The sequence below is a fragment of the Kitasatospora sp. NPDC007106 genome (assembly GCF_040634455.1).
Classification (GTDB): domain Bacteria; phylum Actinomycetota; class Actinomycetes; order Streptomycetales; family Streptomycetaceae; genus Kitasatospora; species Kitasatospora arboriphila.
The window spans coordinates 1-23465 of the sequence record NZ_JBEYFP010000043.1; the positions used below are offsets into that span (position 1 = coordinate 1).

26 protein-coding genes and 1 riboswitch are annotated in these 23465 nt (G+C 73.1%); of the genes, 15 read left to right on the forward strand and 11 right to left on the reverse strand.

Translation table 11 applies throughout. The annotated features are described in order from the left end of the window. Positions 1-171: 171 nt before the first annotated feature. Together ABZ641_RS07305 and ABZ641_RS07310 are read right to left on the reverse strand one after the other, a co-directional pair. Positions 172-747, reverse strand: a complete 576-nt coding sequence (locus ABZ641_RS07305) for a TerD family protein (RefSeq protein ID WP_030268801.1) — start codon at positions 745-747, stop codon at positions 172-174. 138 nt (positions 748-885) lie between these two features. After that, positions 886-1374 (reverse strand): hypothetical protein, encoded by a 489-nt coding sequence (locus ABZ641_RS07310; RefSeq protein ID WP_359979841.1) that lies wholly within the window; start codon positions 1372-1374, stop codon positions 886-888. A gap of 262 nt (positions 1375-1636) precedes the next feature. Between ABZ641_RS07310 and arfB the strand changes: the two genes are divergently transcribed. Continuing rightward, the gene (arfB, locus tag ABZ641_RS07315; protein WP_344622561.1) at positions 1637-2071 is read left to right on the forward strand and encodes an alternative ribosome rescue aminoacyl-tRNA hydrolase ArfB; all 435 of its coding nucleotides are present in this window, start codon (positions 1637-1639) and stop codon (positions 2069-2071) included. A 40-nt stretch (positions 2072-2111) separates the two neighbouring features. Here the strand turns inward: arfB and ABZ641_RS07320 are convergent, their stop codons facing one another. Next, positions 2112-2639 carry a flavin reductase family protein gene (locus ABZ641_RS07320; protein WP_344622560.1) on the reverse strand — a complete coding sequence of 176 codons (528 nt, stop codon included), beginning with the start codon at positions 2637-2639 and terminating at the stop codon, positions 2112-2114. A gap of 280 nt (positions 2640-2919) precedes the next feature. On the opposite strand from ABZ641_RS07320, the gene ABZ641_RS07325 reads away from it, so the two are divergent. After that, the gene (locus ABZ641_RS07325; protein ID WP_344622559.1) at positions 2920-4716 is read left to right on the forward strand and encodes a diguanylate cyclase; all 1797 of its coding nucleotides are present in this window, start codon (positions 2920-2922) and stop codon (positions 4714-4716) included. 92 nt (positions 4717-4808) lie between these two features. Beyond that, positions 4809-5723 (forward strand): hypothetical protein, encoded by a 915-nt coding sequence (locus ABZ641_RS07330; protein WP_359979846.1) that lies wholly within the window; start codon positions 4809-4811, stop codon positions 5721-5723. On the opposite strand, the gene ABZ641_RS07335 is transcribed toward ABZ641_RS07330, so the two are convergent. From ABZ641_RS07335 to ABZ641_RS07350, 4 genes are all read right to left on the reverse strand, one after another. Then, on the reverse strand, positions 5701-6564 hold the full coding sequence (locus tag ABZ641_RS07335) for a class II fructose-bisphosphate aldolase (protein WP_344622557.1): 864 nt from the start codon (positions 6562-6564) through the stop codon (positions 5701-5703). The genes ABZ641_RS07330 and ABZ641_RS07335 overlap by 23 nt on opposite strands. Positions 6565-6629: 65 nt before the next feature. Next, positions 6630-7805 (reverse strand): N-acetylglucosamine-6-phosphate deacetylase, encoded by a 1176-nt coding sequence (nagA, locus tag ABZ641_RS07340; RefSeq protein ID WP_344622556.1) that lies wholly within the window; start codon positions 7803-7805, stop codon positions 6630-6632. Continuing rightward, positions 7802-8734: an ROK family protein gene (locus ABZ641_RS07345; RefSeq protein ID WP_344622555.1), complete on the reverse strand. Its 933-nt coding sequence runs from the start codon at positions 8732-8734 to the stop codon at positions 7802-7804. The genes nagA and ABZ641_RS07345 overlap by 4 nt, the downstream gene beginning before the upstream one ends. A 132-nt stretch (positions 8735-8866) precedes the next feature. Further along, positions 8867-9799: a sugar isomerase gene (locus ABZ641_RS07350; RefSeq protein ID WP_359979848.1), complete on the reverse strand. Its 933-nt coding sequence runs from the start codon at positions 9797-9799 to the stop codon at positions 8867-8869. A 224-nt stretch (positions 9800-10023) separates the two neighbouring features. On the opposite strand from ABZ641_RS07350, the gene ABZ641_RS07355 reads away from it, so the two are divergent. After that, a complete protein-coding gene (locus tag ABZ641_RS07355) occupies positions 10024-10818 on the forward strand; it encodes a DeoR/GlpR family DNA-binding transcription regulator (RefSeq protein WP_344622553.1) in 795 nt (264 codons plus the stop codon). A gap of 154 nt (positions 10819-10972) precedes the next feature. Continuing rightward, positions 10973-12265 (forward strand): extracellular solute-binding protein, encoded by a 1293-nt coding sequence (locus ABZ641_RS07360; protein WP_344622552.1) that lies wholly within the window; start codon positions 10973-10975, stop codon positions 12263-12265. Between the two features lie 31 nt (positions 12266-12296). Here the strand turns inward: ABZ641_RS07360 and ABZ641_RS07365 are convergent, their stop codons facing one another. Beyond that, entirely contained in the window at positions 12297-12638 is a 342-nt protein-coding gene (locus tag ABZ641_RS07365; RefSeq protein WP_344622551.1) for a cupin domain-containing protein, read from the reverse strand. A gap of 93 nt (positions 12639-12731) precedes the next feature. On the opposite strand from ABZ641_RS07365, the gene ABZ641_RS07370 reads away from it, so the two are divergent. Both ABZ641_RS07370 and otsB read left to right on the forward strand, forming a co-directional pair. Next, positions 12732-12959 (forward strand): DUF3263 domain-containing protein, encoded by a 228-nt coding sequence (locus ABZ641_RS07370; protein WP_030268825.1) that lies wholly within the window; start codon positions 12732-12734, stop codon positions 12957-12959. Between the two features lie 37 nt (positions 12960-12996). Continuing rightward, on the forward strand, positions 12997-13848 hold the full coding sequence (otsB, locus tag ABZ641_RS07375; protein WP_359979851.1) for a trehalose-phosphatase: 852 nt from the start codon (positions 12997-12999) through the stop codon (positions 13846-13848). Positions 13849-13901: 53 nt separating this feature from the next. Here otsB and ABZ641_RS07380 read toward each other — a convergent pair whose 3' ends face one another. Further along, positions 13902-15371 (reverse strand): trehalose-6-phosphate synthase, encoded by a 1470-nt coding sequence (locus ABZ641_RS07380; protein WP_359979854.1) that lies wholly within the window; start codon positions 15369-15371, stop codon positions 13902-13904. 60 nt (positions 15372-15431) lie between these two features. After that, positions 15432-16436 carry a glucosyl-3-phosphoglycerate synthase gene (locus ABZ641_RS07385; protein ID WP_344622548.1) on the reverse strand — a complete coding sequence of 335 codons (1005 nt, stop codon included), beginning with the start codon at positions 16434-16436 and terminating at the stop codon, positions 15432-15434. Positions 16437-16573: 137 nt separating this feature from the next. After that, positions 16574-16707, forward strand: a riboswitch (SAM riboswitch). Positions 16708-16724: 17 nt separating this feature from the next. Here ABZ641_RS07385 and thrC point away from each other — a divergent pair. The 7 genes from thrC to ABZ641_RS07420 all read left to right on the forward strand — a co-directional run bounded on the left by thrC (position 16725) and on the right by ABZ641_RS07420 (position 22494). Next, a complete protein-coding gene (thrC, locus tag ABZ641_RS07390; RefSeq protein WP_344622547.1) occupies positions 16725-18002 on the forward strand; it encodes a threonine synthase in 1278 nt (425 codons plus the stop codon). A 30-nt stretch (positions 18003-18032) separates the two neighbouring features. After that, positions 18033-18311 carry a MoaD/ThiS family protein gene (locus ABZ641_RS07395; protein WP_095873584.1) on the forward strand — a complete coding sequence of 93 codons (279 nt, stop codon included), beginning with the start codon at positions 18033-18035 and terminating at the stop codon, positions 18309-18311. Between the two features lie 619 nt (positions 18312-18930). Further along, a complete protein-coding gene (locus ABZ641_RS07400) occupies positions 18931-19137 on the forward strand; it encodes a cold-shock protein (protein WP_030235075.1) in 207 nt (68 codons plus the stop codon). Between the two features lie 318 nt (positions 19138-19455). After that, positions 19456-21078 (forward strand): chaperonin GroEL, encoded by a 1623-nt coding sequence (groL, locus tag ABZ641_RS07405; RefSeq protein ID WP_030268836.1) that lies wholly within the window; start codon positions 19456-19458, stop codon positions 21076-21078. Positions 21079-21276: 198 nt separating this feature from the next. Continuing rightward, entirely contained in the window at positions 21277-21849 is a 573-nt protein-coding gene (locus tag ABZ641_RS07410; RefSeq protein WP_359979866.1) for a Uma2 family endonuclease, read from the forward strand. Between the two features lie 19 nt (positions 21850-21868). After that, positions 21869-22228: a hypothetical protein gene (locus ABZ641_RS07415; protein ID WP_344622545.1), complete on the forward strand. Its 360-nt coding sequence runs from the start codon at positions 21869-21871 to the stop codon at positions 22226-22228. After that, entirely contained in the window at positions 22225-22494 is a 270-nt protein-coding gene (locus tag ABZ641_RS07420; RefSeq protein ID WP_344622544.1) for a DUF4031 domain-containing protein, read from the forward strand. Before ABZ641_RS07415 ends, ABZ641_RS07420 begins: the two co-directional genes overlap by 4 nt. Here ABZ641_RS07420 and ABZ641_RS07425 read toward each other — a convergent pair. Further along, positions 22475-23104, reverse strand: coding sequence for a hypothetical protein (locus ABZ641_RS07425; protein ID WP_359979861.1), 630 nt, complete (start codon positions 23102-23104; stop codon positions 22475-22477). The two genes, ABZ641_RS07420 and ABZ641_RS07425, sit on opposite strands and share 20 nt — an antisense overlap. A 76-nt stretch (positions 23105-23180) precedes the next feature. Between ABZ641_RS07425 and ABZ641_RS07430 the strand changes: the two genes are divergently transcribed. Then, on the forward strand, positions 23181-23465 hold a 285-nt coding region (locus ABZ641_RS07430), incomplete at its 3' end, for a PadR family transcriptional regulator (RefSeq protein ID WP_359979864.1).

Below are 23465 nucleotides of genomic sequence, written 5' to 3' on the forward strand. Positions count from 1 at the left end.
CGCCCCCCGTGTTGCTGCCCCCCCCCGTGCGGGGGGCGGGCCGCCCGGGCGGGCGCCCGCCGGCCCGGCCCCCACCCCACACGGGGCTCGGCCCGGGAATCCGCTGGGATTCCCGGGCATCGCCCGTTCGTGGCGTGCCGGAGGTTGACGGACCGGCAGGCTGCCGGTGCGTCAGACGTTGACGCCGAAGTCCTGCGCGATGCCGACCAGGCCCGAGGCGTAGCCCTGGCCGATGGCGCGGAACTTCCACTCGGCGCCGTTGCGGTAGAGCTCGCCGAAGATCATGGCGGTCTCGGTGGCGGCGTCCTCCGACAGGTCGTAGCGGGCGATCTCGGCGCCGCCGGCCTGGTTGAGCACGCGGATGTAGGCGTTGCGGACCTGGCCGAAGCTCTGGCCGCGGCTGACCGCGTCGTAGATCGAGACCGGGAAGGTGATCCGGGTGACGTCGGCCGGCAGGGCGGCCAGGTTGACGTTGATCTGCTCGTCGTCGCCGGCGCCCTCGCCCGTCCGGTTGTCACCGGTGTGGACGACCGTGTTGTCCGGGGTGGCGGTGTTGTTGAAGAAGACGAAGTGACGGTCGGAGTACACCTTGCCGTCGTTGTTCAGCACGATCGCGCTGGCGTCGAGGTCGAACTCCGCGCCGGTGGTGGTGCGGACGTCCCAACCGAGGCCGACGGTGATGGCGGCCAGGCCGGGGGCCTCCTTGGTCAGCGAGACGTTGCCACCCTTGGAGAGGCTCACGGGCATGGTGTGTGTGTCCCTTCGGTCGCTTTTGTTCGGAAGAACGCTGTTCGCGGGGGCCATGGTTCCAGGCCCGGCCGAATTTCTCGTACGAACCGTCGCTCAGCGGCGTGCCGCGGGCGCGCGGGGCCGGCGGAGCGCCGGTCAGATCCGGGGGAAGCGGCCCTGCACCGACCAGATGTTCGGATTGTCGGCCAGGCCCTCGTGCAGGTCCGTCAGATCGGCCAGCACGTCCTGCAGGAAGTCGCGGGCCTCGCGACGGAAGTCCGCGTGGCGCACCACCAGCGGCTCGGCGTCCCGCAGCCAGGTCGCGGTGACCTCCACCCAGCCGAACCGGCGGGCGAACCGCAGCAGCTCGGTGTTCTGGGTGAAGTCGAGGTCGGCGGTCTGCACGGTGGCGGAGCGGCTGCCCTGCGGGTCCTCGTCCAGCTGCTCGGCGATGTCGCACAGCGCCCAGGCGAAGTCCAGCACCGGCACCCAGCCCCAGCGGGTCTCCACGGCCTCGCCGTCCACCTCCAGGTAGACGTCGCCGCAGAACAGGTCGTACCGCAGGCTCCGGACGGGGGCCTGCCGGTAGTCGGTCTGCGGCGGGTCGGGGAAGCGGTTGGACAGGGAGTACCCGAGCTCGATCACGCCTCATTCTCGCAGGAACGGGCAGTACCCCCGGAGGGCGGCGACCTCGGGGGCAGCCGCCAGGGGCGCGGGGAACTGCGCGATTCGGATGCGGCTCACGGGGCGTACCGGGGCTCGGCCGGATCAGGTCGTGCAGCCACCCCGGGACTGCGCAGTTCTCCCACAGCCTTCGGCCGGGAGGTGCCCCCGCGCGCCCTGAAGTCGTTTCGCTCCGTGCGGTTAACCGGGTGACCTCGGGGCGGTGGGGCGGGATGATGGACGCATGTCCGAGCCCATCCGCGTACGGGGGTCGGTGGTCGTCCCCGACGCCGAGCTCGTCTGGCGCTTCTCGCGTTCCTCCGGCCCCGGCGGCCAGCACGTGAACACCTCCGACACCCAGGTCGAGCTGCGCTACGACCTGGCGGCGTCGGCCGCCCTGCCCCCGGTGTGGAAGGAGCGCGCCCTGGAGCGCCTCGCCCACCGCCTGGTGGACGGCCGGGTGCTGGTCGTGCGGGCCTCCGAGCACCGTTCGCAGTGGCGCAACCGGGAGACCGCCGCCGCGCGGCTGGCCGCGCTGCTCGGCGAGGCGACCGCGCCGCCGCCGAAGGCGCGCCGGGCGACCCGGCCGAGCCGCGGCATGGTCGAGCGCCGGCTGGAGAACAAGCGGCACCGCGCGCAGCTGAAGCAGGGCAGGTCCCGGGTCCGGCCGGCGGACTGACGCCGCGTCGGGCCGCGGGCCGGCCGGCGGCGGCGGTGGTTCAGGCGAGCTTGCGGTAGTCGCCGCGGAAGTACAGCAGCGGCTTGGCGCCGGGCTGCTGCACCCGGGCCTCCAGCACCCGGCCGATCACCAGGACGTGGTCGCCCGCGGTCACCCGCTGCTCGGTGCGGCACTCCACGGTCGCCAGTGCGCCCTCGATCAGCGGGGCGCCACTGTGCTCCCCGCGGCGGTGCGGGGTGTCGGCGAAGAGCAGCCGGTCGCTGAGCCGGCCCTTCATGGCGAACCGGGAGGCGGCGGTGCGCTGCTCCTCGGCGAGCAGGGAGACGGCCCAGGTCTCGGCGCGGGTGAGCACGTCGTCCATCCGGGAGTCCTCGCGGACCGAGATCAGCACCAGCGGCGGCTCCAGCGACACCGACAGGAACGAGGTCGCCGTCATGCCCGCGTCCTCGCCGTCCTCCGGGTCGTTGGCGGTCACCAGGGCGACGCCCGAGGCGAGCTGCGAGAGGGCGGCCCGGAACTCGTCGGGGCCGGCCGTACGGATGGGCGAGGGTTGCGAGGAGGTGTGCACGTACCGCACGGTAGTCCGCGCCCGCGCGGAGCGGAATCGGGCCCTGGTCGTAGGACCGGGGGCCGGTACGGGCCGCCCTGTCGCGGTCCGTTGTCCGGGTTCGTCATGGTTTGCGGCTGCCCGGAGCGGAGTGGGCACGGGCAAGTGGTGTGATTTGAGTCACAAGTGACGGCCTATTGCTGACCGAGCGTGCCTATCGCTGTGCTCGCTGTGATTCAGTTCTTCTGGCAATCGGACGATAACCATCACCGCCAATCCGAAGCAGCCGGGGAGCCCCCGCATGGAAGCCGAGTCGGAGCCCTACGTCCGCCTCGCGACCCTCCGCACCTTGCACCGGGTCGTGGCGGACCTCAACGCTGCCCGCAGCCTGGCCGGCACGCTGCAGGCCGTGGTGGAGGGGGCCGTGCACGGGCTCGGGTTCGACGCGGCCGCGGTGAGCCTCGTCCGGCCCGACGGCGACCTGGTGGTGGCGGCGGTCTGGGAGGTCGAGGAGAGCGGGGTGGGCGGCCCGGCGGTGCTGCTCGGCCAGGTCGGCTCCCGGGAGTCCTGGGACCGCATGCTCGGCGTCAGCGACCACTGGGGCACGCTGCGCTTCCTGCCGTACGACCGGGGCTGGGCGATCGGCACCGACGTGCCGACCTGGACGGGCGACGGCCCGCTGCCGGTCTACGCCAACGACTGGCACCCCCGCGACTTCCTCTTCGCGCCGATGTACAGCGCCGGCGGCGACCTGCTCGGGGTGCTCTCGGTCGACCGGCCGCGCAGCGGCAAGCGGCCCGGCGCCTGGACGCGCGAGGCCCTGGAGATGTTCTCCCTGCAGGCTTCCATCGCGATCGGCAACGCCAGGCTGCGCGCCGAGATGCAGCGGGCGCTCGCCCGACTGGAGAAGGAGCAGCAGGCACTGCGGGCCAGCGAGGAGAGCTTCCGTCAGGCCTTCGAGTACGCGCCCAGCGGGATGGCCATCACCGAGCTGCACGGCGCCGCGCGCGGCCAGCTCACCCGGGTCAACGACGCGCTGTGCCGGCTGCTCGGCCGCCCCCGGGCGACGCTGCGCCGGCAGAGCTTCGCCGACCTCGTCCACCCGGAGGACCTCGCCCTGCTGCAGCGCACCAGTGCCGAGGGCGGCCGCGCCGAGCTGCGGCTCTCCCGCCGGGACGGCGGCTACCAGTGGGTCTGCCTGCGCAACTCGGTGGTGGCGGACGCCGGCGAGGGTCCGAGCTTCCTGCTGACCCACGTCGAGGACATCGAGGACCGCAAGCGCCACGAGCTGCAGCTGGCCCACCGGGCCAGCCACGACGCGCTGACCGGCCTGCCGAACGGCGCCGAGCTGCGCACCCGCCTCGGCCGCCGGCTGTGCAGCCTGCCGCCCGCCGCGGCCGCCGGGCACGGTCCGGCCTTCGCCCACCCCGAGTTCTCCTACAGCGCGCACACCGCCTACGACGGCCCCGGCGGCCCGACCGCCCTGGCGCACGGCTACGGCACCTCGGACCCGGCCTTCGACCGCGACCTGGAGGCCTTCGCCGCGGGCGAGGTGCTCAGCCGCTTCGACCACGACCCGGCGCACGTGCACACCGCGGTGCCCGCGGAGCAGTCGGACGGGCCGGAGCCGTGGAACGCGGGGCACGGGGCGCACCGGGCGCCGGGCGCGCCGGACAAGGGCCTGGCGGTGCTCTTCTGCGACCTGGACGGCTTCAAGTCCATCAACGACCGGTTCGGCCACAACGCGGGCGACGCGGTGCTGATCGAGGTGGCGCGGCGGCTGCAGCAGGCCGTCCGCGAGGGGGACACCGTCGCCCGGCTCGGCGGCGACGAGTTCGTGGTGCTGGCCGACGGCATCGGCCGCGAGGAGGCGAAGGACCTCGCCGGCCGGCTGCGGAACGCGATCATCCCGCCGATGCGGATCGACAACCGGGCGATGCGGGTCGGTGTCAGCCTCGGCATCGGCTGGGCGGGCTGCGGCATGTCGATCGAAGAGGTGCTGCACGCCGCCGACGAGCGGATGTACGACGAGAAGCGGGCGCGTGGAGGTTCGGTGAGGGGAACGCGGGGGGAGCGTTCCCACCGTCGCGCCGGTTAGCACATCCCTTGATCGGCTTTCCCCGCGGTGGGCCCCGGCAGGTAGGGTGCCGCTGGTACGAGCGTCCATCATCTGCCCGGGGAGTGTGCACCGTGACCACGGACGGCAGCAACGGCGCGCCCGAGGGCGCGGGCGACGACGACCCGTTCGCCTACCTCTACCGCCCGGCCGACGGCTCCGCCGCGCCCGCCCAGCCGCGCAGCTCGTACAGCCGACCGATGGAGGTCGGCCGCGCGCAGTACGGCCAGCAGGCGGCGGCCCGCCCCCAGCAGCCCTACCCGCCGCAGCCGTCGTTCGGCCAGGCCTCGCAGACCACGCCGCTGCCGCCGCAGCAGAGCCGGTACGCCGAGCGCTCCCGCCCGCAGCCGGGCGAGGACCGGCAGGGCTCGGGCCGCGGCAAGGGCGCGGTGATCGGTGCGGTGGCCGTGATCGCCGCCGTGGCGATCGGCGTGGGCATCGCGCTCTCCACCGGCGACCCGGGCAAGAAGGACAAGGCCGCGCCGAACCCGACGGCGGCCTCCGCGCAGGCCTCGACGGGTGCCCCGGCCTCGCCCACCGCGTCGGCGAGCCCGACGCCGGACGGCAAGCCGGTCGCCGACGCGTCCAAGCTGCAGGCGCAGAACGCCCCGGCGGCGAGCAGCGTGAAGGGTGCGATCTCCGCCGACGGCAGCTACCTGACGCTGCAGGGCGGCTCGACGGTGACCTGGACGGTGACCGCCCAGCAGGCCGGCCAGACCAAGTTCTGGCTGCACTTCAACAACACCGGCTCGGACACGCCCGCACAGGTCACCGTCAACGGCAAGGACCACCCCGGCGGAGTGACCTTCAAGAACTACTCCAAGGGCAATTCGGACGCGAACCGTGCCTGGTACAGCACCAACATATGGCCGCAGCTGGTGGCCGGGACGAACACCCTGACGGTGACCCTCCCGGCCGGCAGCGGCAGCATCCTGCTCGACCAGGTCGCGCTGACGGACATGTCGGTCAGCGAATACCCGAAGAACTGACGACGGCGGCGAGGCGGGCGACCGCGGCGGCGGCCGCCGCGCGCCCGTCCGCGAGGTAGCGGCGCGGGTCGGTGACCCGCCCGTCCGCGGCGAGGTGCTCGCGGACGGCCCGGGTGAAGACGGTGTTGAGCGCCGTCCCGATGTTGATCTTCACCAGGCCGGCGGCGATGCCCGCGGACAGCTCCCCGTCGGGGACCCCGGAGCTGCCGTGCAGCACCAGCGGCACCGGGACGGCCGCGGCCAGGCGGCCGATCAGCGCGTGGTCCAGGACGGCGGTGCGGGTGGTCATCGCGTGCGAGCTGCCGACCGCGACGGCCAGCGCGTCCACCCCGGTGTCCTCGACGTAGCGGGCGGCCTCCGCCGGGTCCGTCCGGGCGCCCGGGTCGTGCGGGGAGAGCGGCGGCTCGCCCTCCTTGCCGCCGATCCGGCCGAGCTCGGCCTCCAGGTGCAGCCCGTGCCGGTGCGCCCAGGAGACGGCCTCGGCGGTCGACTTGACGTTGTCGTCGTGCGGCAGCCGGGAGGCGTCGTACATGGCGGAGGAGAAGCCGGCCGCCGGTGCGGCGTGCAGCAGGTCGAGGTCCTCGACGTGGTCGAGGTGGAGCGAGAGCGGCACCCCGGCGGACGCGGCGATCTCGGCGCAGGCGCGCGCCAGCGGCAGCACCCGGCCGCCGTGGTGGCGGACGGCGTTCTGACTGATCTGCAGCACCGCGGCGGTACCGGCGCGTTCGGCGCCCTCGGCGACGGCCTGGGCGTGCTCCAGGCTGATCACGTTGAAGGCGGGCAGGCCGCGGCGGTCGGCCGCCGCCTGGGCGAGCAGGTCGGCGGTGGCGGCAATGGGCATGGGTGTCCCCCAGGGGGTGAGTGACGGGACGCAGTGCCGCCACTCACCCCCGGTGGGACGGGGGATCAGACCGAGGAGACGGTCCTGGCGAGGCGGTCCGCGCCGGTGATCCACTCGCCGCGGCGCATCACCGCGACGAGGTCGTACGTGAGCGAGTCGAGGACGACGAGGTCGGCGTACTTGCCGGTCTCCAGCGACCCGACCGAGTCCGCCAGGCCGAGCAGCCGGGCCGGAACGGTGGACAGGGACTCGACGGCCTGGCCGAGGCTCAGGCCGTTGACGGTGACGGAGCGCCGGAACGCCACGTCGAGGGTGAGGGTGGAGCCGGCGATGGAGCCGCCCTCGACCAGCCGCGCGACCCCGTTCTCCACCCGGACCTCCAGCGGCCCGAGCGGGTAGAGGCCGTCGCCCATGCCGGCCGCGCCCATCGCGTCGGTGATCAGCGCGACCCGGCCGGAGCCGGCGGTGCCGTAGGCGAGGTCCAGCACCGAGGGGTGCAGGTGGACGCCGTCGTTGATCAGCTCGACGGTGACCCGCTCGTCCTCCAGCAGGGCGACGATCGGGCCGGGGGCGCGGTGGCCGATGGCGGGCATCGCGTTGAAGAGGTGGGTGGCGACGGTCGCGCCCGCCTCGATGGCCTCCAGGGTCTTCGCGTAGTCGGAGTCGGTGTGGCCGACCGCGGCGATCACGCCGAGGTCCGCGAGCATCCGCACGGACTCCAGACCGCCGGGCAGCTCCGGGGCCAGGGTGACCATGCGGGCGGTGCCGCGGGCGGCGTCCACTACCTTGCGGACGACCGCCGGGTCCGGGTCGCGCAGCAGCGCCGGGTCGTGCGCGCCGCAGCGGCCCGGCGAGATGAACGGGCCCTCGAAGTGCACGCCGGCCAGCACGCCGTCCTCGACCAGCTCGGAGAGGACGGCCGCCTGCCGGCAGACCTCGTCGATCTCGCCGGTGACGGTGGAGGCGACCGTGGTGGTGGTGCCGTGCGCCAGGTGGGTGCGCGCCGCGACGAGCGCCTGCTCGGCGTCGCCGGCGGCGTACGAGGCGCCGCCGCCGCCGTGCACGTGCAGGTCGACGAAGCCGGGGACGACCGTGTACCCGGTGAGGTCGACGTCGGCGAGGTCCGGCTCGCCGCCCAGGGCCGCGATGCGCGGGCCCTCGACGGTGATCCGGCCGTTCTCGACGACGCCGCCGGGGAGGACGAGTCGGGCGCCGGCCAGGGCAATGCGGTCCGCGGTCACGCGGTCACCTCCGTGGAGAGCAGGTCCCAGGCGAGCAGACCCGCTCCCAGGGAAGCGGCGGTGTCTCTGAGTTCGGCCGGGACGACCACGGGGGGCATCTGGAAGGTCAGCCGCTCGGAGACCGCCGTACGCAGCGGTGTGAAGAGCGTGTCACCGGCCTCGGCCAGCCCGCCGCCGACGATCACCGTGGACGGGTCGAGCAGGCTCTGCGCCAGCACAATGCCGTCCGCGAGGGCGTCCACGGCGGTCCGCCAGACCTCGGCCGCCCGCGGGTCACCGGCCTCGACGGCGGCCGCGCAGGCCGCCGCGTCCGCGTCCGGGTCGCCGCAGGCGTCGGCCCAGGCCCGGGAGACCGCGGAGGCCGAGGCCAGGGTCTCCAGGCAGCCGCGGGCGCCGCAGCCGCAGGCCGGTCCGCCGGGGCGGACCACCACGTGGCCGATCTCGCCGCCGTAGCCGTGCGCGCCCGCCTCGATCCGGCCGTCGATGCCGATGGCGCCGGCGATGCCGGTCCCCAGCGCGACGAACAGGAAGCGGTCCACGCCGCGGCCGGCGCCGATCCGCCCCTCGGCCAGTCCGCCGGTGCGGACGTCGTGGCCGAGGGCGACGGGCAGGCCGCCGAGCCGTTCGCCGAGCAGCTTGCGCAGCGGCAGGTCGCGCCAGCCGAGGTTGGCGGAGAAGACCGCGATCCCGTTCTTCTCGTCGATCGTCCCCGGCACCGCGACACCGGCGGCGACGGGAGCGCTCCCGAGACGGGTGCGGCCCTCGTCCGCCAGTTCGGCGGCGAAGTCGAGGATGGCGGTGACGACGGCGTCCGTGCCGTGCTCCCGCCCGGTCGGCCTCCGTGCTTCGAGCAGCACTGAGCCGTCCTGGGCGAGCAGCGCGGCTTTCATGCCGGTGCCGCCCACATCGAGTGCGATGACGTGCTTCACGGGGGACAGTCTCCCTTGAGCCGGTCCGAGAGGTCTAGTCCAGTTGCGTGATTGGTCTGGTCCATGACGGTGACGTTTGTCGCCATTGCGCCGCAGCTGAGAGGTTTGCTCCTTCCCGGCCCACCACCCTTCTCATGCCCCGTCCGGGGCCAGTACCACCGACCGGGTCAGGTTCCGGGGCCGGTCCGGGTCCAGCCCGCGGGCCGCGGCGACCGCCAGGGCGAGGCGCTGCGCCCGGACGAGGTCGGCCATCGGGTCGATGCCGTCCGGCCCCGAGCCGGCCACCAGCAGCGCACCGGTCGCGCCGACCTGCGCGGCCAGCCCGGCGGGCAGCGTGCCGAAGGCGACCACCGCGCGGCCGGGTGCGGCGATGCTGATCGGCCCGTGCCGGTACTCCATCGCCGGGTAGGCCTCCGTCCAGGAGAGCGAGGCCTCGCGCATCTTGAGCGCCGCCTCCTGGGCCAGGCCGGCCGTCCAGCCGGTGCCGAGGAAGGAGAACTGCTCGCAGCCGACCAGCCCCGCCGGCAGTGCGTCCTCGACCGCGGCGCGGGCGTCCTCGGCGGCGCGGGCCACCGTGCGGACCCCGGCGGGCAGCGCGCCCTCGGTCTCCAGGTGGGCCCGGAGCAGCGCCAGGGCCGTGGTGGCGAACCGGGTCTGCACCACCGAACGCTCGTCGGCGAAGCCGAGGTCGACCACGGCCCCGGCGAGCGCGGTGACCGGCTGCGAGGTGTCCGCGGTGATCGCGGTGGTCGGCGCCTTCGCCTGCCGGAGCAGGTCCAGCACCTCGGTGGTGGTGCCGGAGCGGGTGATCGCCAGTACCCGGTCGTAGCCGCGGCCGGCCGGGAACTCGGAGGCGGCGAAGGCGTCCGTCTCGCCGTGGCCGCCGGCCTCGCGCAGCGCGGCGTACGCCTGGGCCATGAACCAGGACGTGCCGCAGCCGACCACGGCCACCCGCTCCCCGCGCTGCGGCAGGGCGGCGGACGACTCGGCGGCCAGGGCCGCCGCCGTGCGCCAGTCGGCGGGCTGGGTGGCCAGCTCCTCGGCGGTGAGGGAGGGCAGGGGCATGGGGCGGCTCCTCGGGCAGATGCGCCGGATCGGACAGGAACTGCAGGAACTGCGTGAAGATGATTGATTTATAGCCCTTTCGCGCAGCAATGCGCAACGGTGCGCGCCGCGGAGCGGCGGAAACCGGCCGCCGACCGGGCGCGCCGCACCACCGGTGTGCAAAGCTGTGCAGGCTTCGCGCAGGTGCGCGCAGCGGTCGGACGTGGTCGGGAGGGCGGCGCGGGGTGTCCAGGTACGAGCGGTGGAACGCACTGCTGGAGCTGCTGGCCGAGCACGGACGGCTGGAGGTCGAGGAGGCCGCCGAGGCCCTGCAGGTCTCCGCCGCGACCATCCGCCGCGACCTCGACCAGCTCGCCCGCCAGCAGATGGTCACCCGCACCCGCGGCGGCGCCGTCGCCCACCACGTCTCCTACGACCTGCCGCTGCGCTACAAGACCGCCCGGCACGCCGACGCCAAGCAGCGGATCGGCGCCGCGGTCGCGGGCCTGGTCGCCCCCGGCGAGGTGGTCGGCCTGAACGGCGGCACCACCACCACCGAGGTCGCCCGGGCGCTCGCCGTCCGGCCCGAGCTCACCGAATCCCCCGAGGGCGGCGCCGGCCAGGGCCTCACCGTGGTCACCAACGCGCTCAACATCGCCAACGAGCTGACCGTCCGCCCGCAGGTCAAGATCGTGGTCACCGGCGGCGTCGCCCGGCCGCAGTCCTACGAGCTGATCGGCCCGCTGGCCGGCCTGATGCTCGCCGAACTCGCCCTGGACGTCACGGTGCTGGGCGTCGACGCGATCGACGTCGAGCACGGCGCGACCGCCCACCACGAGGGCGAGGCCGGGGTGAACCGGCTGCTCGCCGAGCGCGCCCGCCGGGTCGTCGTCGCCGCGGACTCCTCCAAGCTCGGCCGCCGCGCCTTCGCCCGGATCTGCGGCCTGGACGCGATCGACACCCTGGTCACCGACTCCGGCGCCGACCAGGAGCTGACGCGGGCCTTCACGGAGGCCGGCGTCCAGGTGGTCACCGTCTGAACGCGCGGCCGGACTGTCCGGATTCGCCCGGTTCCGATTGCAGCCGGTGCAACGACGTCTGACACTTCGATAACTACCGCGCGAACAGGTCTGGACCACATGTGCGGGTGCTTGGGAGGGTGGCGCAGCTTCCCCTCCCGAAGGCGGTCCCCGCGTGAACACCCTCACCCGCACGAACCCGCTCCGCGCCGGTCGCGTCCTGGCGCCCGCACTCGTCCTCGTCCTCGCCACCGGGTGCGGCGCCTTCGGCTCCGGCGACGCCGGCGGCGACGTCACGCTGCGCCTGGTCGCCGCCGACTACGGCGACAGCGAGGCCAACAGCACCTCGCGCTTCTGGGGCGACGTGATCGGCCGCTTCGAGGAGGCCAACCCCGGCATCAAGGTCGAACTCGACCTGCAGAGCTGGAACGACATCGACAAGCGGGTCGCGAGCCTGATCGCCTCCGGCCGCACCCCGGACCTCGTGCAGACCGGCGGCTTCGCCGACCAGGTCGCCGCCGACCGGCTCTACCCCGCCACCGACGTCCTCTCCATCGACACCCAGGCCGGCATGATCGACGCGTTCTCCCGCGCCGGCCAGGTGCTCGGCAGCCAGTACGGCATCCCGTTCGTCGCCTCGACCCGGGTCTTCTTCTACAACAAGACCGTCTTCGCCAAGGCCGGCATCACCGCCCCGCCCACCACCTGGGACGAACTCCGCCGCGACGCCGAACTGATCAAGGCCAAGGTCCCCGGCGTCACCCCGTACGCGCTGCCGCTCGGACCCGAGGAGGCCCAGGCCGAATCCATGATCTGGGCCATGGGCGGGGGCGGCGGCCTCGCCGACAACGCCGGCAACTACACCTTCGACTCCCCGCAGAACCGGGCCACCTTCGCCTGGCTGCGCACCAACCTGGTCGAGAAGCACCTCACCTACGCCGAGCCGGCCGCGACCGACCGCAAGACCGCCTTCAACGACTTCGCCGCCGGCAAGGTCGCGATGCTCAACGGCCACCCCGGACTGGTCGCCAAGGCCGTCGCCGCGAAGATCGACTACGGTACGGCGGCGATCCCGCGCAAGGACGCCACCGTCAAGCCCGCCACCTTCGGCGTCGCCGACTGGATGATGGCCTTCAAGGCCAACGGCCACCGCACCGAGCTCAAGAAGTTCCTCGGGTTCCTCTACCGCACCGACAACCAGCTCGCCTTCGACGAGCAGTACAACCTGCTGCCCGTCACCCAGGAGACCCGCACCGCGATGACCGGCAGCGGCCGCCACCGGGACCTCGCCGAATTCCTCAACGCCCTGCCGACCGCCAACTTCTACCCCTACGGCGACCCGTCCTGGGACAAGGTCAGCGGCCTGGTCAAGCAGCAGATCGGTGCCGCGGTGAAGCGCGACGGCAACGACGCGCTCGCCGCCCTGCAGGCCGCCGCGGCCACCGAGGCGGGCCGCAGCCACCGCTGAGGGCCGGCCGCGGCCCCGGCCGGAGCCGGCCTCAGGGCAGGGTGATCGCGTACGCCTTGCGGAGCGTCTCGTGCACCGTCCAGGTGGTGCGGTCGCCCGCGTGCAGCACGGCCGCGTCGCCCGGACCCACCTCCAGGACGGGGCCGCCCTCGACCTCGATCGTCGCCCGGCCGCTCACCACCACGAACAGCTCGTCCGCCTCGGTGTCGGTCACCGTGCCCGGCGTGATCTGCCACAGGCCGCGCAGCTGCCGGCCGTCCGGCGAGGACCACAGCACCCTCCCGGTCACCTCGGGCGTGCCGGCGACGATCTGGTCGGGGTCGAGCGGCTCGGGTTCGAGCTCGGCGTCGGGGACGTGCAGTGCGAAGGTCATGGACCGACGCTAGCCCGGCCCGGCCCCGGCCCGGGCGGGCAGAGTGTGTCGCACCGGGCGGGCAGAATGACACCTCGTAAGAGGAGGTGGACGATGGCCGCCCTGACCGAGCGGGACCGCGCGGTGCTCGCCCTGGAGGCCCGGCCCTGGCGCACGGCCGGCGCCAAGGAACGGGCGATCCGCGCCGAGCTCGACATCTCCGCGACCCGCTACTACCAGCTGCTCAACGCCCTGCTGGACAACCCGGAGGCGCTGGCCGCCGACCCGGTGCTGGTCAACCGGCTGCGCCGGATCCGCGAACGGCGGCGCGCCGAACGCTGACGGTGTCCGGCGCCCGAGCCTGGGTACCGTCCCGGACATGGGCATTCCTGAGCAGTTCACTCCGAGCACGGCCGCCGGGCGGGACGGCCTGGCGGCGCTGCTGGCCGCACCCGGCGAGGCCGTGGTGGCCCTCGACTTCGACGGCACCCTGGCGCCGATCGTCGCCGACCCCACCGCCGCCCGCGCCCACCCCCGGGCCGCCGCCGTGCTCTCCGCGCTCGCACCCCGGGTCGGCGCCGTCGCCGTGGTCACCGGCCGGCCCGCCGCCGACGCGGTGGCCTACGGCGGCTTCGACGGCGTCCCCGGACTGGAGCACCTGACCGTCCTCGGGCAGTACGGCGCCGAGCGCTGGGACGCGCACACCGGGGCGCTCACCGCCCCCGAACCGCCGGCCGGCGTGGCCGCGGCCCGCGCCGAGCTGCCCGCCCTGCTGGCCCGCGAAGGCGCCCCCGAGGGCACCTGGACGGAGGACAAGGGCCGCGCGCTCGCCGTGCACACCCGCCGCACCGCCGAACCGCAGCCCGCGATGGACCGGCTGCGCACCCCGCTGGCCGCGTTCGCGGCCGCGCACGGACTGGTCGTCGAACCCGGCCGGTTCGTCCTGGAACTGCGGCCGCCCGGCGTCGACAAGGGCGCCGCCCTGGAGGGGTTCCTCACCGAGCACGCGGCCCGCACGGTGCTCTACGCCGGCGACGACCTGGGCGACCTCGCCGCCTTCGCCGCCGTCGAGAAGCGCCGCGGCGAGGGCCTGCCCGGCCTGCTGGTGTGCAGCGGGCCGACCACCGGGGAGGCGCCCGTGCGGGAGCTCGCCGACCGGGCGGACCTGGTCGTCCCGGGCCCGGCCGGCCTGGTCGACCTGCTCGCGGCCCTCGCCGCGGAACTGGGCTGAACCTCGGAGGCGCCCCCAGCGCCCCTCATGGCGCGCCCCTTGTGGGTTGCCTCTCAGCCGAGGGCGTCGAGCTGGTCGAGGAACCACTGCTGCGGGGGCAGGGCGGTGGCCGCGGCGGCGAGCCGCTTGGTGCGGTCGGTGCGTTCCTCCGCGGGCATGGTCAGCCCCCGGTGGAGCGCCTCCGCGGTGGCGATCACGTCGTACGGGTTGACGGTGATCGAGTCCTCGGCGAGCTCGGCGAAGGCACCGGCCTCCCGGGACAGCACCAGCGCGCAGCCCGCGTCGGAGACCACCGGGACCTCCTTGGCGACCAGGTTCATGCCGTCCCGGATCGGGTTGACCAGGGCGACGTCGGCCAGCCGGTAGGCGGCCAGCGACCGCGGGAAGTCGTCGTTGACGTGCAGGATCAGCGGCTGCCAGTCGGGGGTGGCGAACTCGTCGTTGATCTCGCGGGCGATCCGCTGCACCGCCGCGGTGTACTCCCGGTACTCGGGCAGGTCGTGCCGGGACGGGTAGGCGAAGGCGATGTGCACCACCCGGTCCAGCCACTCGGGGCGGCTGCGCAGCAGGTGCCGGTAGGCGAGCAGACCGCGGACGATGTTCTTGCTGAGTTCGGTGCGGTCGACCCGGACGATCGTCCTCCGGTCGCCCACCGCCTCGCGCAGGGCGGCCAGCCGGGCGTCCACGTCCGGCCGGTGCGCGCGTTCGCGCAGGAAGTCGGCGTCGGCGCCGAGCCCGTGCACGCCGAGCCGGGTGGTGCGCCCAGCGTGGGTGACGGTGCCGGCCGCGCGGTCCACCTCGGCGCCGAGCACGGCCTCGCAGCAGTCGGCGAAGGCGAGTGCCCAGCGTTCGGTGAGGAAGCCGGCCCGGTCGGCCCCGAGGATGCCGGTGAGCACCTCGGCGGCGACGTCGTCGGGCAGCAGCCGGTAGTACTCGGGCGGGGCCCACGGGGTGTGCGAGAAGTGCCCGATCCGCAGGTCGGGGCGGAGCGTGCGGAGCAGCGCCGGGGCGAGCGACAGGTGGTAGTCCTGCACCAGCACGGCGGCGCCCGGTGCGGCCTCGGCGGCGAGCGCCTCGGCGAAGGCGGTGTTGTACGCGGTGTAGGACTCCCACTCGCGGCGGAACCGGTCGTCGAAGACCGGCGAGACCGGGGTGTCGTACAGCAGGTGGTGGACGAACCACAGGGTGGAGTTGGCGATGCCGTTGTAGGCGCGGGCGAAGGTGCCGGGCTCGATGTCCAGCATCCGGACGGCCTGTCCGCCGACGTCGTGGCCGGCGAGGTCGAGCCGGCCGTCCGGCGCCTGCCGGGCGGCCGTCCGGTCGGCGTCGCCGAGGGCGGCGCAGACCCAGACCGCCGAGGGGTCGTCGATCGCGGAGAGCCCGGACACCAGGCCGCCGCCGCCTCTCTTCAGGGTGAGCGCGCCGTCGTCCCCGCTGCTGAAGGACACCGGGCCGCGGTTCGAGGCCACCAGGACGGGGGCGGCGCCGGACTGCTGCGTACGTTCGAACGCGAGATCGGCCATATCCCCTAGCTTGCCGCGCGACCGGTCCGGCAAACCATCCGGCGGCCCCGCGGGCCCCGCTCAGCGCGCGGTGTACTCCGGCACCGTGCGCATCGGCGGGCGCTCCAGCGCGGTCACCTCGTGGGTGTGGGCGGTGAAGCCCCGGGTGCCCGGGTCGCGGCTGAACTGGGTGATCAGCGGGTGCACGAGGTCCTCGCCGGCCTTCAGTCGGTGGGTGCGGTCGAGCCGTTCCAGGGCCGTCCGGTAGATCGTGGCGGCCATCCGACCGAGCGCCTGGCCGTCCTGGTGGCGGTGGTGCCGGACACCCACGTCGACCTGGGCCAGCGCGTCCAGCCCGACCTCCTCCAGGGCGTCCACCAGCAGGCCGAGCTCCACCCCGTACCCGGTCGGGAAGGGCAGTCGTTCCAGCAGGGTGCGGCGGGCCGCGTACTCGCCGCCGAGCGGCTGGACGAAGCCGGACAGCTGTGGCCAGTGCAGGTTGATCAGCGGCCGGGCGACGAGCTCGGTGACCCGTCCGCCGCCGGCCGGCACCACCGCGCCCTCGGTCTCCAGCGGCCGGTCGTACATCGCCTTGACCAGCTGCAGCGAGGGGTCGGTGAGCAGCGGGCCGACGATCCCGGTGACGAAGGCCGGGTCGAACTCGCGCAGGTCGGCGTCGACGAAGCAGACGATCGCGCCGGACGTCGCCAGCAGCGACCGCCAGAGCACCTCGCCCTTGCCGGGGGCAGCCGGCAGCCGGGGCAGGATGTCGTCGCGGTGGACCACCCGGGCGCCCGCCGTCCGGGCGGTCTCCGCCGTCCGGTCGACCGAGCCGGAGTCGACCACCACCAGCTCGTCGACCAGCGGGTGACGTTCCATCAACTCGCGGCGGACGGTGGCGACGATCTCCCCGACGGTGGGTTCCTCGTCGAGGGCGGGCAGCACCACGCTGACCGTTCCGGCGCTCCCCGCCGCCCGCTTGGCGGCGAGCAGCCGCTCCACCGGGTAGTCCGCCGCCGCCCAGGAGCGGCGACGCAGCCAGGACGCGACCTCGGGGAGGACGTCGGGACGGGGCTGCTCGGTCACGGTCTCGCTCCTCGTAACTTCCATCTCGCGGATCGGACGCCGCCTTTCGGCGCCGGGGCCTTCGGATACAGTCTTCGTACTGCGGTCGAGCCTTCGCACGCCGGGGTCACCGCAGCGAACACCACACAACTTCACAGAGCTCATCCAGAGGGACTGAGGGAACGGCCCGTCGACGTCCCGGCAACCTTCTCGCAGCGGCGGTCGCAGGCCTCCCGCGGGACAGGTGCCAATTCCGGCCTGTGGCGCAACCGCGCCGCGGGGAAGATGAGGAGAGAGGCCTCCGCCACCATGGCTACCGCTACCCCTGCATCCGCTGCCACCGTCGACCTCGGTCCGGCCGCAGCGCTTTCCTGTCGCGAGTGCGGCACCCGCTTCCCGCTCGGCCCGAGCTTCGCGTGCCTGGAGTGCTTCGGCCCGCTGGAGATCGCCTACGACTTCGGCGGCTACGACGCCGCGGAGCTCCGCAAGCGCATCGAGGCCGGCCCGGCCAGCATCTGGCGCTACGCCCCGCTGCTGCCGGTGCCCGCCGACGTGGCCGGCAAGCCCAACCTCAACCCCGGCTGGACCCCGCTGGTCAAGGCGGACAACCTGGGCCGCGAGCTCGGCTTCACCGCCCAGCTGCACGTCAAGGACGACTCCGGCAACCCCACGCACTCCTTCAAGGACCGCGTGGTGGCCTGTGCGATCGAGGCCGCCCGCGCCTTCGACTTCACCACGCTCTCCTGCTCCTCCACCGGCAACCTGGCCGGCGCGGTCGGTGCCGCCGCCGCCCGGGCCGGGTTCAAGTCCTGCGTGTTCATCCCGCACGACCTGGAGCAGGGCAAGATCGTCATGGCCGGTGTGTACGGTGGCGCCCTGGTCGGCATCGACGGCAACTACGACGACGTGAACCGCTTCTGCTCCGAGCTGATCGGCGACCCGGCCGGCGAGGGCTGGGGCTTCGTCAACGTCAACCTCCGCCCGTACTACGGCGAGGGCTCCAAGACGCTGGCCTACGAGATCTGCGAGCAGCTCGGCTGGCGGCTGCCGGAGCAGATCGTGATCCCGATCGCCTCGGGCTCCCAGCTCACCAAGATCGACAAGGGCCTGCAGGAGCTGATCAAGCTCGGCCTGGTCGAGGACCGGCCGTACAAGGTCTTCGGCGCCCAGGCCGAGGGCTGCTCCCCGGTGTCCGCCGCCTTCAAGGCCGGCCACGACGTGATCCGGCCGGTGAAGCCGAACACCATCGCCAAGTCGCTGGCGATCGGCAACCCGGCCGACGGCCCGTACGTGCTCGACATCGCCCGCCGCACCGGCGGCGCGGTCGAGGACGTCACCGACGCCGAGGTGGTGGCCGCCATCAAGCTGCTGGCGCGCACCGAGGGCATCTTCGCGGAGACCGCGGGCGGCGTGACCGTCGGCGTCCTCAAGAAGCTGGTCGAGACCGGGCAGTTGGACCCGTCGAAGGAGACCGTCGCCATCAACACCGGTGACGGCCTGAAGACCCTCGACGCGGTCGCCGACGCCGGACTGACCGCCACCATCCGTCCGACGCTGGAGTCCTTCCGCGCCGCCGGCCTCGCCTGAGCAGCCCACCCCTTCCGCCAAGGAGCACCCATGAGCGCCACCGTCCGCATCCCGACCATCCTGCGCACCTACACCGGCGGTGCGGCCGAGGTCACCGCCGAGGGCGACACCCTGGCCGCCGTCGTCGCGGACCTGGAGCAGAACCACACCGGCATCTCCGCGCGCATCCTGGACGACGCCGGCAAGCTCCGTCGGTTCGTGAACGTCTACGTGAACGACGACGACGTCCGCTTCGCCGAGGGCCTGGAGACCGCGATCAAGGACGGCGCCACGGTGTCGATCATCCCCGCGGTGGCCGGCGGCTGCTGATCCCCGCATTCTTCCCGCGGAGAGCCGCCGCCGGGACCGGAACGCGATTTTCCGGTCCCGGCGGCGGCTCTCGCCGTGCCGGGTGCAATTCGACCGCCTGACGGGGAGTAGAGTTCGGGGCGGTGGCAGTACTCCCCTCCGCGCCGCCCGCCCTGATCAGCGCCAATACCCGGAATTGCGCGCCTAGGCCCGGCCGGTCGGATCGTGTGCGCAAGGCTCCGGAACGGGTCGCGGGGACGTCCGCCCGCTGAGACGGGCCGCGGACGGCGCGGGGACGAACCTGTCAGGCAAGTGTCAGAATTCATGCGGCTATATGTCGTTTTCTGCCCGTTATGTCCGGCGTGAAATGCCGAGATCTGCGGCTTTCATCCCGTCATATCCCTTGTCATGGCTGCCGATTTCCCCGAAGTTGGGCCTGTTGCACAGGGCTCCTGTCCGGATACATTCAGCCGCGGTCGACGCATTCACCCGTCCGCCGGGCCCGCGAAGGGCCTCGGGCGGTGGTCTGCGGCGTGCAGGGCCGTGCCCAGGGGGGGTTCCCTCGGGCCGGCCCACCGGACCTGGGCCCGCAAAGACTGCGGACCCGTGAATGGCCAGCACAGCACAAGGGGAGTTCGGAATGGCTCAGGGCACCGTCAAGTGGTTCAACGCGGAGAAGGGCTACGGCTTCATCGCGGTCGACGGTGGTGCGGACGTGTTCGTCCACTACAGCGCGATCCAGATGGACGGCTACCGCACCCTCGAAGAGGGCCAGCGGGTCGAGTTCGAGATCTCCCAGGGGCAGAAGGGGCCGCAGGCGGACATGGTTCGTGCCGCCGCGGGCTGACCCTCGAAACCTGCGGAGCCCTCGGCTCGTCACGAGCTGGTCGGCGATTCTTCGCGACAGGCCCGTACGACACGTCGTACGGGCCTGTGCCGTGTCCGGAACCGGTGCGGCCGCGCCACGGGACACGGCGAACGGGCTTGCACTCGCCACCGGCGAGTGCTAATCATTGGCGTTAGCACTCACAGCTTGAGAGTGACAAGCGGACCGGGTCGGTGAGGCCCCGGCGAGCGGTAGGGGAAAGGACCCCCGCTCACAGGGCCGTCCGTCGCGGGCACCTCTGGTCCGAGCAGTCGACCGTGTCCCGGAGGACCACTTCAGATGGCCAAGATCATCGCTTTTGATGAGGAAGCTCGCCGCGGCCTTGAGCGCGGCATGAACCAGCTTGCCGACGCCGTCAAGGTCACGCTCGGCCCCAAGGGCCGCAACGTCGTCCTTGAGAAGAAGTGGGGCGCCCCCACGATCACCAACGACGGTGTCTCCATCGCCAAGGAGATCGAGCTCGAGGACCCGTACGAGAAGATCGGCGCGGAGCTCGTCAAGGAGGTCGCCAAGAAGACCGACGACGTCGCGGGTGACGGCACCACCACCGCCACCGTGCTCGCCCAGGCGCTCGTCCGCGAGGGTCTGCGCAACGTCGCCGCCGGCGCCAACCCGATGGCCCTGAAGCGCGGCATCGAGAAGGCCGTCACGGCCGTCTCCGACCAGCTGCTCGCCCAGGCCAAGGACGTGGAGACCAAGGAGCAGATCGCCTCCACCGCCTCCATCTCGGCCGCCGACACCCAGATCGGCGAGCTCATCGCCGAGGCGATGGACAAGGTCGGCAAGGAAGGCGTCATCACCGTCGAGGAGAGCAACACCTTCGGCCTGGAGCTCGAGCTCACCGAGGGCATGCGCTTCGACAAGGGCTACATCTCCGCGTACTTCGCCACCGACCTGGAGCGCATGGAGACCAGCTTCGAGGACCCGTACATCCTCATCGCCAACTCCAAGATCTCCTCGGTCAAGGACCTCCTCCCGCTGCTCGAGAAGGTCATGCAGAGCGGCAAGCCGCTCGTCATCATCGCCGAGGACGTCGAGGGCGAGGCCCTGTCGACCCTGGTCGTGAACAAGATCCGCGGCACCTTCAAGTCCGTCGCCGTCAAGGCCCCGGGCTTCGGCGACCGCCGCAAGGCCATGCTCGGCGACATCGCCATCCTCACCGGCGGCACGGTCATCTCCGAGGAGGTCGGCCTCAAGCTGGAGAACGCGGGCCTCGACCTGCTGGGCACCGCCCGCAAGGTGGTCATCACCAAGGACGAGACCACCATCGTCGACGGTGGCGGTGACAGCGAGCAGGTCGCCGGTCGCGTGAACCAGATCCGCGCCGAGATCGAGAACAGCGACTCGGACTACGACCGCGAGAAGCTCCAGGAGCGCCTCGCCAAGCTGGCCGGCGGCGTGGCCGTCATCAAGGCCGGCGCGGCCACCGAGGTGGAGCTCAAGGAGCGCAAGCACCGCATCGAGGACGCCGTCCGCAACGCGAAGGCCGCCGTCGAGGAGGGCATCGTCGCCGGTGGTGGCGTCGCGCTGCTGCAGGCCGCTGTCGCCTTCGACAAGCTGGAGCTGGAGGGCGACGAGGCCACCGGTGCCAACATCGTCCGCGTGGCGCTCGAGGCCCCGATCAAGCAGATCGCGACCAACGCCGGCCTCGAGGGCGGCGTCGTGGTGGAGAAGGTGCGCAACCTCCCCGCCGGCCACGGCCTGAACGCCGCCAGCAACGAGTACGTCGACCTCATCGCCGCGGGCATCATCGACCCGGCCAAGGTCACCCGCTCCGCGCTGCAGAACGCCGCCTCCATCGCGGCGCTCTTCCTCACCACCGAGGCCGTCATCGCCGACAAGCCGGAGAAGGCCTCCGCGGCCGCCGGCGGCGGCATGCCGGGCGGTGACATGGACTTCTGATCCTCCCGAGGATCGGCAAGCCCGGAACGCTCCGCGAGGGCGGTCTCCCCACACGGGGAGGCCGCCCTCGCGGCATTCCCTCCGCCACTCACTCCTTCGTGGGACGCTGGGCCCATGACCGGATGGGGCACCTCGGACGATCCGTACAGTGACGACCGCGAGCGTCGAACGGGAGACAGGAGGTCGGCGGTGACTGCGATGTCGGTCGAGCCGGGGCGTCAGTGGGACTACCTGCTGAACACCTGGCTGGAGCTGGACGTCCCCGAGGGCTGGCGCGCGGAGATCGACGAGGGGGAGATCCGCTTGGTGCCGCCGCCCAACGTGGGCCACAACGTGATTGCCGGTGAGGTTCACCAGGCGCTGCTCGAATGTCTGCCGCGCGAGGTGGGCGTGTACCAAACCCTGGGGACGGAGATCGTTCCGCTGGAGAAGCTGTACGTGCCCGACCTGGTGGTGGTGGACAAGGCACGTCTGGTGGCGCAGGAGGCGTCGATCGACGCGGCCGGTCTGCTGATGGCGGTGGAGATCACCTCGAAGCGCACCGCCCGGCTCGACCGCACGAAGAAGCTCTGGGCGTACGGCCACGCCCCCGTCCCGCTCTTCCTGCTGGTCGACCGGTTCGACGAGGAGGGGCCGACGGTCACCCTGTTCTCCGAGCCGGACCAGGGGCGGTACCAGCGGGGTGTCCGCACGCCGTTCGGGCAGCCGGTCGAGCTGCCCGAACCGTTCGGGATCGTGTTGGCGACGGAAGGCTTCCCGGCCGACAAGTGAGCTGCGGGAGAATGGGCGGATGGCCAGTCCTGAGATCGAAGCCGCCCTGCACGGCGCCCGTGCGCTGATCCTCGCCGACCTGACCGCCCGGGACGTGGCGGACGCGGCGGTGGTGTCCCTGGTGGAGGACGCGGTGACGCACCGGCGGTGGTGGCTGGAGCAGTGGCCCGACGGCACCGGGTTCGTCCTCGGGCTGGTCGCCCAGGACGTCCAGGACGCCCTGCTGGAGGCGTACGGGCGCTGGCCGCTGTGCGCGGCCTGCGCCGCCGAGGACGACGACCCGCACGCGCTGAGCGTGGAGCCGGAACTCGGCCCCGACCCGCACTGGGTGTGCGGCAAGCGCGGCGTGGTGGTGGCTGCGGTCGGGGAGCTCTCGTGATCCTGGTGGACCCGCCGACCTGGCCCGGCCACGGCAAGTACTGGTCGCACCTGGTGAGCGACGTCAGCCTCGAGGAGCTGCACGACTTCGCCGCGCGCCTCGGCGTGCCCGCGCGCGGGTTCGAACGCGACCACTACGACATCCCGGCCGACCGGTACGAGCAGGCCGTCGCGCTCGGCGCCGAGCCGGTCGGCAGCAAGGAGCTGGTCGCCCGGCTCACCGCGGCCGGCCTGCGTCGCCGCAAGGTCAGCTCTCCAGGCTCCTGAGCTCCGCCGCGAGGTTGGCCCGGGCGGCGGCGTCGAACCGGGCCAGCGCCTCGGGCGTGCGGTAGAGCGCGGGCAGCTCCAGTAGCTGCCGCAGGATCGCCGCCCGCCCGGCCCGGAAGGCCTCCTCGGGGACGAAGGCGTACTCCTCGCGCACCGCCGCCGTGTAGGCCGCGTACCGCTCCGGGCCGGAGCCGAGGACCGCGAGGTCGGCGTCGCAGAGCACCTCACCGTTCCGGTCGCCCGGCTCGCAGCCGTGACCCGCCGTCAGCCGCACCAGCCGGGCCGTCTCGGCGACCAGGTCCTCGGCCAGCTTGGCCTCGCGCAGTGCCCGGACGGCCAGTTGGGCGCTGCGCTCCTCGTTCTCCGAGCGGTCCGGGCGGTAGACCGCGTCGTGGAACCAGGCGGCCAGCCGCACCGCGTCGGCATCCTGCGCCCGCTCGGCCAGCGTGTCCACGTGGCCGAGGACGGCGGCCAGGTGCTCCACCGTGTGGTACTTGCGCTGCGGCTCCGACCAGCGGGTCAGCAGGTCCCGCCCGTACGGCTCCGGGTCCACCGCCGCCCCGCAGCGGCGCAGCAGTTCGTTCCAACGGTCGAGCAGCGCATCGGTCATGACACCCATTCTGCTCCGGACCCGATTCGGCGGTTCGCCGGACACCATATGTCGGCGACCGGTATATGTAGTCGACATGACGGAACGAAGCATGCAGGAGCCCACGCTGCTCCTGCTCACCGCGCTGGCGGACGCGCCCCGGCACGGCTACGCCCTGATCCAGGAGATCGACGCCATCTCCGGCGGCCGGGTCCGGATGCGCACCGGCACCCTCTACGGCGCCCTCGACCGGCTGCTCCAGCAGGGACTGATCGAGGTCGACCGCGAGGAGGTGGTGGACGGCCGGGCCCGCCGCAGCTACGCGCTCACCGGCGCCGGTCGGCAGGTGCTGGCCGCCACGGCGCGCAGCCGCGCGGCCTCG

Excerpts from the sequence above, each read along its gene's own strand:
- thrC (WP_344622547.1), top strand. The coding sequence starts at position 16,725 with ATGGCTACCGCTACCCCTGCATCCGCTGCCACCGTCGACCTCGGTCCG.
- ABZ641_RS07350 (WP_359979848.1), bottom strand. The coding sequence starts at position 9,799 with ATGCCCCTGCCCTCCCTCACCGCCGAGGAGCTGGCCACCCAGCCCGCC.
- arfB (WP_344622561.1), top strand. The coding sequence starts at position 1,637 with ATGTCCGAGCCCATCCGCGTACGGGGGTCGGTGGTCGTCCCCGACGCC.
- ABZ641_RS07400 (WP_030235075.1), top strand. The coding sequence starts at position 18,931 with ATGGCTCAGGGCACCGTCAAGTGGTTCAACGCGGAGAAGGGCTACGGC.
- ABZ641_RS07380 (WP_359979854.1), bottom strand. The coding sequence starts at position 15,371 with ATGGCCGATCTCGCGTTCGAACGTACGCAGCAGTCCGGCGCCGCCCCC.
- ABZ641_RS07425 (WP_359979861.1), bottom strand. The coding sequence starts at position 23,104 with ATGACCGATGCGCTGCTCGACCGTTGGAACGAACTGCTGCGCCGCTGC.
- groL (WP_030268836.1), top strand. The coding sequence starts at position 19,456 with ATGGCCAAGATCATCGCTTTTGATGAGGAAGCTCGCCGCGGCCTTGAG.
- ABZ641_RS07305 (WP_030268801.1), bottom strand. The coding sequence starts at position 747 with ATGCCCGTGAGCCTCTCCAAGGGTGGCAACGTCTCGCTGACCAAGGAG.
- ABZ641_RS07335 (WP_344622557.1), bottom strand. The coding sequence starts at position 6,564 with ATGCCCATTGCCGCCACCGCCGACCTGCTCGCCCAGGCGGCGGCCGAC.
- ABZ641_RS07365 (WP_344622551.1), bottom strand. The coding sequence starts at position 12,638 with ATGACCTTCGCACTGCACGTCCCCGACGCCGAGCTCGAACCCGAGCCG.
- ABZ641_RS07395 (WP_095873584.1), top strand. The coding sequence starts at position 18,033 with ATGAGCGCCACCGTCCGCATCCCGACCATCCTGCGCACCTACACCGGC.
- ABZ641_RS07325 (WP_344622559.1), top strand. The coding sequence starts at position 2,920 with ATGGAAGCCGAGTCGGAGCCCTACGTCCGCCTCGCGACCCTCCGCACC.
- ABZ641_RS07370 (WP_030268825.1), top strand. The coding sequence starts at position 12,732 with ATGGCCGCCCTGACCGAGCGGGACCGCGCGGTGCTCGCCCTGGAGGCC.
- ABZ641_RS07415 (WP_344622545.1), top strand. The coding sequence starts at position 21,869 with ATGGCCAGTCCTGAGATCGAAGCCGCCCTGCACGGCGCCCGTGCGCTG.
- otsB (WP_359979851.1), top strand. The coding sequence starts at position 12,997 with ATGGGCATTCCTGAGCAGTTCACTCCGAGCACGGCCGCCGGGCGGGAC.
- ABZ641_RS07410 (WP_359979866.1), top strand. The coding sequence starts at position 21,277 with ATGTCGGTCGAGCCGGGGCGTCAGTGGGACTACCTGCTGAACACCTGG.